At 57.5% G+C, this 11,809-nt stretch carries 17 protein-coding genes, 1 tRNA gene and 1 pseudogene; 7 read left to right on the forward strand and 12 right to left on the reverse strand.

The window, feature by feature from the left end; translation table 11 throughout:
- Positions 1–53: 53 nt before the first annotated feature.
- From RAD16_RS17430 to RAD16_RS17450, 5 genes are all read right to left on the reverse strand, one after another.
- Positions 54–467 (reverse strand): Rap1a/Tai family immunity protein, encoded by a 414-nt coding sequence (locus RAD16_RS17430; RefSeq protein ID WP_458159120.1) that lies wholly within the window; start codon positions 465–467, stop codon positions 54–56.
- 157 nt (positions 468–624) lie between these two features.
- Complete coding sequence (locus RAD16_RS17435) at positions 625–1,314, reverse strand: hypothetical protein (protein ID WP_458159121.1); 690 nt, start codon at positions 1,312–1,314, stop codon at positions 625–627.
- A gap of 88 nt (positions 1,315–1,402) precedes the next feature.
- Entirely contained in the window at positions 1,403–1,603 is a 201-nt protein-coding gene (locus tag RAD16_RS17440; protein ID WP_458159122.1) for a hypothetical protein, read from the reverse strand.
- A 205-nt stretch (positions 1,604–1,808) separates the two neighbouring features.
- Entirely contained in the window at positions 1,809–2,393 is a 585-nt protein-coding gene (locus RAD16_RS17445; RefSeq protein WP_458159123.1) for a protein-S-isoprenylcysteine O-methyltransferase, read from the reverse strand.
- Positions 2,394–2,398: 5 nt separating this feature from the next.
- Positions 2,399–3,631, reverse strand: a complete 1,233-nt coding sequence (locus tag RAD16_RS17450) for a hypothetical protein (RefSeq protein ID WP_458159124.1) — start codon at positions 3,629–3,631, stop codon at positions 2,399–2,401.
- 137 nt (positions 3,632–3,768) lie between these two features.
- On the opposite strand from RAD16_RS17450, the gene RAD16_RS17455 reads away from it, so the two are divergent.
- Entirely contained in the window at positions 3,769–4,551 is a 783-nt protein-coding gene (locus RAD16_RS17455; protein WP_458159125.1) for an SGNH/GDSL hydrolase family protein, read from the forward strand.
- A 172-nt stretch (positions 4,552–4,723) separates the two neighbouring features.
- The gene (locus tag RAD16_RS17460) at positions 4,724–4,984 is read left to right on the forward strand and encodes a hypothetical protein (RefSeq protein ID WP_458159126.1); all 261 of its coding nucleotides are present in this window, start codon (positions 4,724–4,726) and stop codon (positions 4,982–4,984) included.
- An 813-nt stretch (positions 4,985–5,797) separates the two neighbouring features.
- Here the strand turns inward: RAD16_RS17460 and RAD16_RS17465 are convergent.
- From RAD16_RS17465 to RAD16_RS17475, 3 genes are all read right to left on the reverse strand, one after another.
- Positions 5,798–5,872 (reverse strand) — tRNA-Glu (locus RAD16_RS17465).
- Positions 5,873–6,139: 267 nt separating this feature from the next.
- Complete coding sequence (locus tag RAD16_RS17470; protein ID WP_458159127.1) at positions 6,140–6,886, reverse strand: class I SAM-dependent methyltransferase; 747 nt, start codon at positions 6,884–6,886, stop codon at positions 6,140–6,142.
- Between the two features lie 168 nt (positions 6,887–7,054).
- Positions 7,055–7,693 (reverse strand): hypothetical protein, encoded by a 639-nt coding sequence (locus RAD16_RS17475; RefSeq protein WP_458159128.1) that lies wholly within the window; start codon positions 7,691–7,693, stop codon positions 7,055–7,057.
- 168 nt (positions 7,694–7,861) lie between these two features.
- On the opposite strand from RAD16_RS17475, the pseudogene RAD16_RS17480 reads away from it, so the two are divergent.
- The 5 genes and pseudogenes from RAD16_RS17480 to RAD16_RS17500 form a co-directional block, all read left to right on the forward strand.
- Positions 7,862–8,251: pseudogene (locus RAD16_RS17480) on the forward strand (recombinase family protein); the annotation flags it as partial.
- Between the two features lie 230 nt (positions 8,252–8,481).
- Positions 8,482–8,817 (forward strand): acyltransferase family protein, encoded by a 336-nt coding sequence (locus tag RAD16_RS17485; protein WP_458159129.1) that lies wholly within the window; start codon positions 8,482–8,484, stop codon positions 8,815–8,817.
- Between the two features lie 26 nt (positions 8,818–8,843).
- The gene (locus tag RAD16_RS17490) at positions 8,844–9,410 is read left to right on the forward strand and encodes a hypothetical protein (protein WP_458159130.1); all 567 of its coding nucleotides are present in this window, start codon (positions 8,844–8,846) and stop codon (positions 9,408–9,410) included.
- A gap of 134 nt (positions 9,411–9,544) precedes the next feature.
- Complete coding sequence (locus RAD16_RS17495) at positions 9,545–10,267, forward strand: SOS response-associated peptidase (RefSeq protein ID WP_458159143.1); 723 nt, start codon at positions 9,545–9,547, stop codon at positions 10,265–10,267.
- A 128-nt stretch (positions 10,268–10,395) separates the two neighbouring features.
- On the forward strand, positions 10,396–10,650 hold the full coding sequence (locus tag RAD16_RS17500) for a hypothetical protein (RefSeq protein WP_458159131.1): 255 nt from the start codon (positions 10,396–10,398) through the stop codon (positions 10,648–10,650).
- On the opposite strand, the gene RAD16_RS17505 is transcribed toward RAD16_RS17500, so the two are convergent.
- From RAD16_RS17505 to RAD16_RS17520, 4 genes are all read right to left on the reverse strand, one after another.
- The gene (locus tag RAD16_RS17505) at positions 10,651–10,890 is read right to left on the reverse strand and encodes a hypothetical protein (RefSeq protein WP_458159132.1); all 240 of its coding nucleotides are present in this window, start codon (positions 10,888–10,890) and stop codon (positions 10,651–10,653) included.
- On the reverse strand, positions 10,887–11,129 hold the full coding sequence (locus tag RAD16_RS17510) for a hypothetical protein (RefSeq protein WP_458159144.1): 243 nt from the start codon (positions 11,127–11,129) through the stop codon (positions 10,887–10,889). The genes RAD16_RS17505 and RAD16_RS17510 overlap by 4 nt, the downstream gene beginning before the upstream one ends.
- Positions 11,130–11,149: 20 nt before the next feature.
- Positions 11,150–11,470, reverse strand: coding sequence for a hypothetical protein (locus RAD16_RS17515; protein ID WP_458159133.1), 321 nt, complete (start codon positions 11,468–11,470; stop codon positions 11,150–11,152).
- Between the two features lie 85 nt (positions 11,471–11,555).
- The coding region (locus RAD16_RS17520) for an Hsp20 family protein (protein WP_458159134.1) at positions 11,556–11,809 on the reverse strand (254 nt) is incomplete at its 5' end.

Genomic DNA, 11,809 nt, shown 5'->3' on the forward strand with positions numbered 1-11,809 from the left:
GACGCGAACATCGCGGACTGTAAGGCTAGCATCAGTATCCGAAGATACGCGTTCTATTTGGTTTTTTTGGGGGCACGCTTTTTCGATCCAGTTCCGGCGGACGCGTCGTCCCCACGGCAGGGCCAGGCATCCCTGAACGCTTCGATGGCGACGGTGATCCCCGGTTCATTCACTCGATCCGGATTGTTATCAAGATACTGCAGAAAAACCTTGGCACTTTGCAAAGGGCTGCCTTGCGCGGGGGGGCACGCACGCACGTCAGCCGGCAGATTTGGTGAAAAGAGCATCGCAGTCTCGATCATTCCCTCACATACGCCGGCGGACCGAGCTTCGTCCTGATTGCGAAACGAGTTCTGAACAAGCAGTTCGCAAGACTTTTGCGCGTCGATTCCTTTTTCGACAACCGTGGCGCTGGCGCTCTCGATGACCGAAAGGATTAGCCCGGCAACAATAATATGGACCCGCATCCGCGTCCCCCGAATAGCGGCGCGATATCGTGCTGCATTCAATATGCCACAATAGAGTGGCCGCCCGCGCCGTTCCAGGCGGCTCAGACGGCTTAGCTTAAAAAAAGACACACCCATCCTGACGCAAGGGAAATTAGATGAACTCAATCCGAGGATTCTAGCCTCGACCGGGTTCAAGCTGCACCGTTTTTCGCCCCCCGTTCAGTTCTCTGAGTTTGTTGACGTATTCCTCAGGCTTTAGCAGATGAAACGGAGCGTTGAGGCCCATAAAAGTCGCTATGCGGCCGATGAAAGCAGTACAGTTTGTCGTTGCTGCATTCCAGAGCGGCGAAGACTCCTGCTGGCGCTTGATATAAGCAAAGACCTTCTTCGCGTCTGCCTCAGACAAATAGACGCGATAGCTGGCCGTCAGATATTGCTCGTCAAGATCACCGTAGGTCGCACCCGTCTCGGAAGGGACAAACATGAGATGTCCCAAGATGTAGGGTATCTCGTCGCCGGCCGGAGCCAGACCAGCGACCTCGACCTGCTTTTCGCTCGTCTTTCCGTACCAGACGAATGCATGACCGTACGTTGCCGCCGTGCGGGCACGAAAATCAACGTAGTAGGGACCCGTGGCGGCAGCTCTTCGAGCTGGTTTTACATCGGATATCGCTGGCGTAGCAGCGGCCATGCTCGCCGCATGCTTCATCGCCGAACTGGGGAGATCGTCCCGTTGCTGCTGGTCGGTACGCGCCACGAGTGGTTGCGCGCCACTGATCCCGGCCCCCAAGCCTACAAAGGCCGCCAGCATGGCGGCCTTTGCAAGAAGCTCTAGACCCGGATATTTCCGAATCACTCCCGCCATCTTCGAATCCTCTTGGATCCAAGATCCGATGCCACAGGTAGCCCGCTACCCCAAACGAACGCCACTGGCGTGCGAATGGATAGTCAGATCAACCCTTGGTCACCAACGGAGCCGGGGCAGCGACCGGGTACTTGCCCACCGGGCTCTTACCCACGGGATACTTGCCGATCGGAGCTTTGCCAACCGGCGCGGGGGCGGCGGCAACCGGCTGAGGCCGTGGCAGGTCGGCAGCAACTGCGGTTCCCACGAAGGCCATCGAAGCAATTCCAAGTACAACGAATTTCAACATCGGATCTCACCCCTGTTCGGAAGCGACTGGAATTTACCTGGTACGCATAGAAATAACCTGACACTCGCCACGACACCAACCAATAGAGGGGGGAGTCCGCGGTTCCGACAGCTTTTTCTACGGTATGTTGCGGAAATGGCACGCAAATTGAGGCGCCTGGTTCCAAATCACGCTCGTGGGCACAACAGACCTGCCGGAACCTGCCTCAGAGTACCCGCGGGAAGACCCGGCCGGTTCGCGCCATATACTCGCGGTAGCTGTCGCCAAACGTCTGCAGCATCATTCGCTCTTCTCTTGCAACACGGCCAAAGAACAAAATCCCGAAGCCGGCAATGCCCGCGAAACCGGCAATCCAGTTCGGCAACAGAAATGCCTGGGCGATAGCCCACAGCCAAAATGCCGAATACATTGGGTGTCGAACTCTCCGGTAAATCCCCTCCGTCACGAGCTCATGATTCTCCCGCACGTCGAGACTTATCGACCAATTCCGGCCGAGTGCACGATGTGTCAGGTGAAACACGCCCAAAGCCGCAATCGCAAAGAAAGACCCCAGCCAAGCCAACCAGGGATAAAAGCCGTGACCTGCGGAACGAGGTATTCCTGTCGCCACGTAGACGAGCGGCACAAGTCCAAGCCCCGAAAGAGATATGAGCAGGAGCGCAGTTTCCAGGGGGCCGCGAGCGCTCCACACAACCCTCGCACGGCGGGAACGCCGCGCGTACTTATAGCGTATGAGGTACCAGCCGATCACCAACGCAACGAAGATGACTTTTGAAATGGTGGGTGTCATTTAAATCAGGCTGCCGCGCCCGGACTTCCCAGCAGTTCGCTTTCCGACACCGGCGCGCCCGCAATAAGGCCTCCGTCGTCAGCGATCATCGACACAGCGCCATCCGGGGCGAGCGTCTGGGATTTGGCTGAAATTGGTCCGCATGTGAGCATGAAGTAGTCGTACGATGTTCGCCTGTCATTTCCACTGACGAACTGGCAGTGCACGCGGAAGAAATTGAAGCGGATACGTTGATACATGTCGTCGTTAAGCATTCGACTAATCTTCACGACCCTGACGGTCGCCTCGTTTTCTGTCGACAAGCCCATTTCGGCCATTGGCCGGCATTTGTAAAAATTCAACACGTCGGTGAGGGCCTGATAGTCGCCCCAGAAGATCGCGCGGGAATTGGCGACGCGTTCCACCGTCCTGCGAAAGCGTACTGCCTTCGGGTGCAGGCCGATCTTGAGTATGGATGATCCAACGCTCAAGAATGTGACGGGAATCTTTTTCCGACCGAGCGCAGGGTCCAGCTTCAAGGCGCGATCAAGTAGATCGACCGCTAGTACGGCGCCAAGGCTGTGCCCTACGACCAAAATTTCGTCTGCGGCAGAGTTGGTCGCAGCAACCACGAGCTCGGCGGCCAACCTGTCCAGCCTTTGCTCTATTTTCGAATTACCGAATCGAATGTACTCGCAAGAAAAAATCCAATCGTCGAACAAGTCGCCCAGGTGCAGCCAGCGCCACGGACCCGCCAACACGGCTGCGAGCCCGAAGAGGCCGCCACCGGTAGCAATGGGAATCGATCCGGTGATCTTGAATGCAGCCACGCCAATCAAAAAGGCGGCCGCGATGAGCAATCCGAACATAACGAATGGATAGAGAAAGAAAAGTGCGTATCGCCAATTGGCCTGCAAGTAACGCCAAAGAGTGCCGGCCAATACGAAATCCAGAAACGCAAGAATGCCGACGGAAATGCGTGAGCCGGTGCTTCGACCCCCGAACACCTCAATTACATCGTGCCATCGGACCAGACGGTAATCGGTTTCGACGAGCCAATCGGGGCCGATTGTCGTCACGTTCCATTGTATCTGGTCGGCGGCATCATGCGAACCGTCGACGGTCGCTTTCACTGACCAGGTACGTTGGAACCTGGCAATTTCGCGCACGAAGCGTCGTTGCGCGCTGGCATGCAACGTGATTGGATCATAGCCGCCGATATGGAATACCAGCCGCTTCGCTACAGGCTGTCCGGTCATGGTCTCACGACTACCCGCGGATTCATCGTGTTACTCACTGCCCACGCGTCAATCGACCTGTAATTCAAGGATATAGCGAAACGTCTGACGCTAACGGTTGTCAAGAGAGAATCGACCAGTTATTGGGGAACATGTTTTTGACCTATTTTGCCCCTCGTTCCCGAGCCGCTGGAATAATGGCGTCAATCGGCGCGGCCTTGCTTATCGGATTGTCTGGCAGTGGGTCTTCTCAGGCGCAGGACGAGTTATCATCTGCCGAGAAATGCCTTTCAGCAAATTTCAACACCTCGCTGGGTGCACAATTGCCACGCACAGCGTCGCGCTTGAAATCCGGTGAGCCGTTAAGGATTGTAGCGATCGGATCATCGTCGACAGTAGGACTCTGGATGCTCAGGTCCGCGGCCACATATCCGGAGGTCATGCGCCGAGAGCTATCGAGACTTAGATCGAACGCGACGATCGAGGTCATCAACAGCGGCCGAGTCGGCGATACCATTCCGAACAACGTTGCACGGTTCGAGCGTGACGTTTTCGCGCACACGCCTGATCTCGTTATCTGGCAATTAGGTACTAATGACGTCGCCTGGGGTGGCCGGCCGGACCACGGGCTCAAAAGAAGCGTTCTTGAAGGGGTAAGGGCACTTAAGGCGGGGTCTGCCGATGTCGTGTTGATGGATCTGCAATATGCGCCACAGGTGCTCGCTTCAGTTGGCTATTCGACGATGGAGGACATCATCATCGATGTCGCAAAACAGGAACGGGTCGGGCTGTTCTCTCGTTTTGCGCTGATGCGAAACTCGGTCAGTGCCGGAGTTGCGCAAAGCGCGCTTGTTACGTGGGACGGATTGCACAACACCGCCGATGGTTATGATTGCATTGGACGAGCCCTTGCCCGAGCCATCTCAACGAGTGCGCGTTGAGAGGCCCTAGCTTCGAAGGCTGTGGGTTCACATGAGTGGGCACCGGCCGTGACAGCGATGCCGAGCGTGCAGATGCCCATCAATGCGAACAAAGATCAATTATCGTCGACAATCACCGCATCTCGCGCAGCGGTGATAGCAACTCGCGCCGACGCTGTCAGGAGGTGCGCTCATGCACCATTATGCCAGCCAACTTGTTGACCTGTTACTGGTGCTTGTTGCCGCGTGGATGGTGCCGGCCACCATCTTTATTATCTACGCCTATTTCGCTCGCCTTAAGAATCCGGTCAGCGAATCGGTCTTTGGACGTGTGGTCATCGTTTCCTTGTTCATCATAACCACGTCGATTTGGCTCCCGATAATTGTGGCCGCCATAGTCCTATCACTGATCGGTCAATTGTGGTTCCGCTTCAGGGGACAACTACGCAAGTAGCTAGATATTGAAAAAGCTGGAGTCAAATTAGAGCGGGCCATCGGCGAACTAAAAAAGGGAAGCGAAGTAATGTCGGCGTTTCTCCCAGCTCTGACGATAGTTGCCATCAATTTTATAACAGTCGCCACGGCTGCAGAATGGCGACCGCAGTTTCTCTCAGCGTGCCGAAACGGTTGCGGGCAGCAAGGCGGCTTTTCGACGGACGCTTGCTTGCAGATTTGCATCTGCATGGCTTCAGAATTGGAAACGAAGTTTAGCAACGAGACTCTAGGCTCCATTGATCCCCCCAGTGCTGAGCAACTACACCAAACTAACGAAATTAGAATGCTTTGCGTCCGGCGAGTACTAGGACGCTAGAGCTGTTGCCATTGGCACGGTGGTCATCAGCTTGCCCCTGACGTACCTCCGCCTTTCCACAGCCGCAAAATCGGCTGCCCCAGCTGTTCGATGACAATATCGCGCGGACGGCGCATCCGAGTTCTCCTTGCGAGACCAACTCAGGCCTGAGCTCGAAGATGGCCTGCAAACCGATGCTCCCATCGTTGAGCGCGGCGTCAGCGGTTCAATTCATGCGACTGCGGCGACTACAATTGCTCATTTCACAGCGAGGAATCGAACCTCGTCTGGCCAACCAGCCCGCTTTTGACTGAGGTCACCGAGCTACTCGGCCATGGCCATTCGCGCGACACAGAACGAAGTGGCAAACCGATGTTGGACAGGTTGACAAACTCTCGATGTGATCCGCGCAATCAAAAAGTTGCTGAGGAGGATGGCGCTCCGATGCAGGCGGCACATCGTGCAATAGCGTGGACTTGGCGTTCCCTAGGTGAATCGAACCCCTGTTTCAGCCTTGAGAGGGCCGCGTCCTAACCGCTAGACAAAGGGAGCGTGAGGAACACGACATAGCTGCGAATCCTCACGTTCTTCCGCCTTGTTTTCGATAACAGCCATTGCCGCAATCGATCCGACGACAGGCCAGGTGTACAGAGAGCAAGCGCAATACACACCGCTATAATCCCCAGCGCACGCACGCATTTTTCCTCCCCCAAGTGCCGCCACCAAAGCGCAACTTTGGCGCTAGCGCAAGAGTGCTCTCTTCATCGGAGGGTTTGCAAATCAGCCCCGGTCCAAGTCGTCGAGATATGCCGAAGTCACTTATCGGCGCTCGAATTGCTCAATATGTTCGGACGGTTTGCTAGAGGTCAACGGCCCACGATCGGCGTCTAGCCTCCTCAAGCCGCCACTATATCGAGCGGGACCTGCGGGAGTTGCCCGCGGACTACCATAACGCACTGCGCGTAAAGCAAGGTGATCTCGTCGGATATCGCGCAGCGTCTCTACCTTCCACAGCGCAAGTTGCCGCCAGTCGAACGGAGCCACCCCGTGTTCTAGTGCCCTGAGGGGCGCCGGGAAATTGTAAGGATGGGCGCGCAGGTCGATGGTGAAGAAATCGCCGGTCCCGATCGCGTGGTTGCGGCCGCCCGGGAACGTGGTGGTCAGAAGATATTTGATCTCGGATCGGACGATGTTGTCGATCGCTCGAAAGATCATGTCCTCGGAGAGGTGAATGAAGCAGTCGCGGCAGAGGAGCAGGTCCGCTTGCGGAAGTGGATCATTGCAGATGTCGATCCGGATGAACGTCCGATCCGGGCGCCCGTGTCGCTCGCGCGTGCGCTCAATCAATTCCGGAACAATGTCGCCCCCAATATAGCGCGACACCGGAAGGTCGATTTTCGATAACCAATGAAGATCACCGCAAGGCAGATCGAGCAGAGTATGGACGCCGAGATTGGCGAGCAGCCCCGGAAGACCTTCTCGTACCCTTTGCGTATTGTGCAGTGTCGATCCGCCCCAGATGCGGTCCCCTTGTAGCCCAGATGTTACGCCGATAGATTTCGCCAAACACCTCGTCCGGCGTGCCGTGCAGATTGCGCACCATCTGCGTGCGCAACTAGATCAGCGCCGATTCCAGCAACGTCTGTCGCGCGATATCAATGGCAGTAGAGAAGAAGGCGGTCTGACGTAACCACTCTGCAAGTTTGCCGAACATCTCGCTCCCGAGGTCGCTGGCTAGTTGCGCGCAAACTTGAAGTGCTGGGTGCCACGTTCGGCCGGGTCTGGGGTTCGCTCGGCGATACGAAACCCCTCATGAGCCTGGATGAATGCTTGCTCGGAGATCCAATTCCGGTCGTATCGGACGAGCTTCTCCTTGGAAGCCAGCGACATCCCCGGGCCATTGTCGCTCAGGTACGATGTTTGGACCTCGCGCCTGGCCTTCTCGCTGATCGGAACGCGGTACCAAGCCAACGTTGTGGGCCGCACCGAGCACAGTGTCCTGACGGTGGCAAGTGCGTCGGGCACGTATTGTATGGCACCGTTCGAGTGCACGAGGTCGACATCACCGAGCCAGGCGGCCGCCTGCTCGATGCGCTCGAAGAACATCAGCCGATCGGTGGCAAGCTCCGTGGCGCGCTGCACCATTGCCGGCGTCTCAACGACCGCCCATCGAATGTCCGGTGATTGCTGCCGGGCAAGTTTGTAATGCAGGCCGGCACCGCCACCAAAATCGAGGGCGGTCTTGACCCCGGAAACTAGCGGCCAATCGCCTTGAGGCTTGTGTTTGATTGTCTTGAGGAAAATTGTCTCTACCAACTCGGGGTTCTCGTACCCCTCGATGATTTCGCGCGGCTGGAACAGCTTGCGCTTCACTCTTCGGACGAAGTTCATAGCGGGTGGGACCGGCACACTTTTTGATAGGTGCCCGACCTCTACCACAATCAGAAACATTTAGAAATAATACCGCCGCAGTCCGGCACGCTTGCTCATGGCTCGAACGCGGCGTTTGATGCTGAGGTGGTGCAGCCTTGCGAGACTCGCATAGGCAACGAACTCGTCGTTCGAAAGTCCACCAGTCCGACAGCTCAAAAGATGTGCCGAGCTGCCCAGTACGTTCGTATGTCTACAGAGCGGCAGCAATATTCAATTCAGAACCAGGCTGCGGTTATCGCGGCCTATGCCCACTCACACAACCTGACGATTGTTCGCACCTATCGAGACGAGGGCGAGAGCGGCCTTCTCATCAAAAATCGAACTGGCCTCCTTCAACTCCTTGAAGATGTGCAAGCAGGAGAGACCGACTTCGGCCACATCCTCGTTTACGGTGTGAGCCGCTGGGGCCGCTTTCAGGACGTTGATGAAAGCGCGCACTACGAGTTTATCTGTAGGCGGGTCGGCATCAAAGTTGCCTATTGTGCCGAGCAATTCGATAAGACGCTGCGTCGTCGTCAAACCAATTGGCCGCTCCCGGGGGTCCTGACTGGAGGCACTACCGTTGAAATTGCCTCACGTATGGCGAGTGAGCTGAGGCTCGATTATCGGACTCCTGCAACTCGGAACCCAGCGAGCGTCGCGCCCTGAAGTAGGGCCAAGCCGTTCCCGCCCTCCTCTATCTAGATGATTGAGGTTCCGCCGTAGTTCTGCTTTGCCACAAGGGCAAGATGCCCGGCGGTTCGATCGGCGTAAGCATTTTCTTCTGCCTTAGCGGCTTCCTGATCACGCGGATCCTGATCAGGATGCACAGTATTTCGGCCCCTGACATCGCGGGGTTCATCTTTCGCAGATTTATGCGAATATTCCCGCTCTACGTGACGACATTGGGAGTCGCCGTCATTCTGGCTTGGGGCTTCCATCCAGACGTACTCCCCCGCCTTATCGACGGGTTACCAGGATTACTAACGTTCACCCATATTCCGACGGACACTGGGTATGCGACAGCGGTTGCATGGTCGCTACATGCAGAGTTTATCTCGTCTTTCCCGTGGTGTTCGCGCTGACATATCAGCGCGGATTGTTACCGCTCGTGATCGCAATTTCGATCGGTGTTAGTATCTGGGCGAAGAACAATGACGGCGGCACACCGGAGAGTTGGCCTATCGGAAACGATCAATGGCTAACCATACTATACCTTGACCAACTCATGTACGGTGCGATCTGCGCTGTTTTAATCGAAAAGAAGTCCAGCATAGTCGGCCTATTTTCCTCCAGACTATGGTTCTGGGGAGCGCTGATGGCGAATTTGGCTATCGCTAAAATAGCGCCGCTCAGCCACTGGCACCTTGAGATGAGCATTGCCGCACTCATTTGCGCCATTGCAATCCTGCACCACGGGGCGTCGAAGACTGAGCTTCAATACAACTTCATTGCATGGATTGGTCGAATTTCGTTCTCCCTCTATCTCGTCCATGCCGTCGTGCTGGATTACCTGCCTTATGAGAAACTTCCTGACATGCTGGACACACCATCTTTCCTTGTGATCACCTTTGCTATTTCATTTGTTACGGAGCGTTTTGTGGAAAGGCGAGGAATTAGAATCGCACGCTTTAGGCACCATCCTGTCATCGCTAGATCACTGGATATTTCAGGCTGAAGGAAATGGTCACCTTGATCAACGCGCTGTTTGCCACGTTGCCGACAGAGCTATTGCTGCAGACATTGAAACTTGAAGTATTGATCACTGGTACCGCGAGACAGCGGAAGTCCCCCAGACCGATCACGCGCATTATGTGCAATCTATATTCGATCACTACCAACCAGGCCGCGATCAGCGCCCTCTTCCGAGTGGTCAATCGGTACGTCGGCAATCTCGCGCCGATGCCCGGCGTATTTCCTGACTACAAGGCACCGATCGCCCGGACCGGCGTAGATGGCCGGGAGCTCGCGACTGCGCGGTGGGGCATGCCGTCATCGTCGAAGGCGTTGATGGACGCGACGAAAAAACGCGCGGAGAAGCTACAGGCCAAAGGTAACACCGTGGACTTCAAGGAATTGCTCAGGTTGGAGCCGGACTCCGGAACGACCAGCATCCGCAATGTGAAGAGCAAACACTGGACCCGCTGGCTAGGTCCGGAACACCGCTGTGTCGTGCCGTTCAATTCGTTCAGCGAGTTCAACAAGGTCGAAGGCGGCGATATCTGGTTCGCTCTCGACCAGACCCGTCCGCTCCTCTGTTTCGCCGGCATCTGGGCCAACTGGACGTCAGTTAGAAAGGTCAGAGAAGGAGAGACGACCAACGACCTCTACGCGTTCCTGACAACGGAGCCGAACGCCGAGGTCGGTGCGATCCACCCTAAGGCTATGCCCGTGATCCTCACGACGCCCGACGAGGTCGAGACCTGGATGACGGCGCCTCCAGACGAAGCCCTGAAGCTGCAGCGCCCGCTTCCAGATCGAGCGCTGCAGATCGTCGCCCGCGGTGTGAAGGAAGATCCGGCGCCGACGACATAGGTTCTGCACAGGCTCGGCGGAACACGTGGACAAGCCCTGGCTCTGCGGATTGCGAATCCCTGCTCCGTGCTAACCGCTCGGAACGATCATGGGGGCGGAAGGATTCGTCCGAGCAGGAGCCATAAGCGATGCTGATGACGAAGGAGCGACGACCGACAATCCGCACGTTGCGCGGCTGGGCCATGAACGTGCTGCGGGAGGCGGGTGCCATCCACGAATGCGAGGAGCACGGCTGGGCAAAGGACCGGGCCGACCCGCACGCCCGCGAACGCGCATTCGAGATCGCCCGCCGGGATCCGCCACCCAGCATCTCGCCCGACGAAGCCCAAGCCGAGGTCCGGAGCGTAATGGAATCGATCCGCGACACCTGTCCGGAGTGCTGATCAGCCCGAGTTGGCGGCCCTGCCGTCGCCGGCTGACATCGCACGCGATGCGCTCGCGCACAGCAACATGAACAGCGCCCGCCCCGCCTTGTACCTCGCGCCCGCACGGCTGGATTCGGAGCCGGTCATCACGGCTCCTCCTTCGGGCCCGCAGACGGCCCACTTCCACCGCCCACGCCCGCGCGGCTTCAACACGATGTCGTAGCCTGGATGGCGGTCTTTTTCGATGTCGAGCTTCATGCCGCGGACCTCCGCGGCATGCCGTCCCGAGGCTGGTCCAGCAGTCTCGGACTCGGGGGCAAGGGAAGCGCGATGGGAAACGTCCGGGACGTCAACGCTTCCAGCGCCGAGCTCTCCTCCGAGAGGCGCCGCTCGACGAACTGGCGCTCGATGTCCGACAGCGTCGTCTTCAGCAGACTGCGATAACGGAGGATGTTGTTGCGGTGTGCACAGATGCGGGCAAGTTTCTCATCAAGCATCTTCTTCACTCCTCCGTCTCCTAGGCCGCGGCCCTCTCAATCGGCCGCAGCCGCGTCGCCTTGCCGCCGGGCAGATTCCGGGGGCCATCATCCAGCGCGCATAGTGCCTCCAAGATCTCGTCGATGGTCACCGGCGCTTCCAGGCCGGGTGGCGCACGCAGCGAGGGGCACGATGCGATCGCGGAAGCGTCCGATGCCCAAGAAGCCAGGATGGCGCGTTTCTCGGACAGGCTCAAAGTGAGGTGAGAGACCACATCGCGCGGATGTTCGAACGCCGTACCGGGATGAAAGATGGCGTTGAGATTGACAGCGTTGTCGTGAAAAGCGGTCGCCGGCCGCATGACTTCCTCCATTTCCAAGACGAGTTGAGGGGATGGCCGGCGCTGGAAGGCTCGCGCGGCCTGGTCGTTGGTCCGCAGGATGGCGTCAGGCGGCCTTGGATTCGATCTGCGTGACGTTGCTGGGCACGACACCGTTGATCGCGATGCGACGCGGCTTCATCGCTTCCGGAATCTCCCGCTGCAGGTCGATGACAAGCAAGCCGTTCTCGAAACTGGCGCCCTTGACCTCGACGTGGTCGGCGAGCGTGAACTGCCGCTTGAAGTTGCGGGCCGAGATGCCACGGTGCAGGAAGGTCTTGCCCTCCTTCTCGCTCTTCTGGCCTTCCAGCGTCAGGACGT

The organism is Bradyrhizobium sp. 18BD (assembly GCF_054185225.1).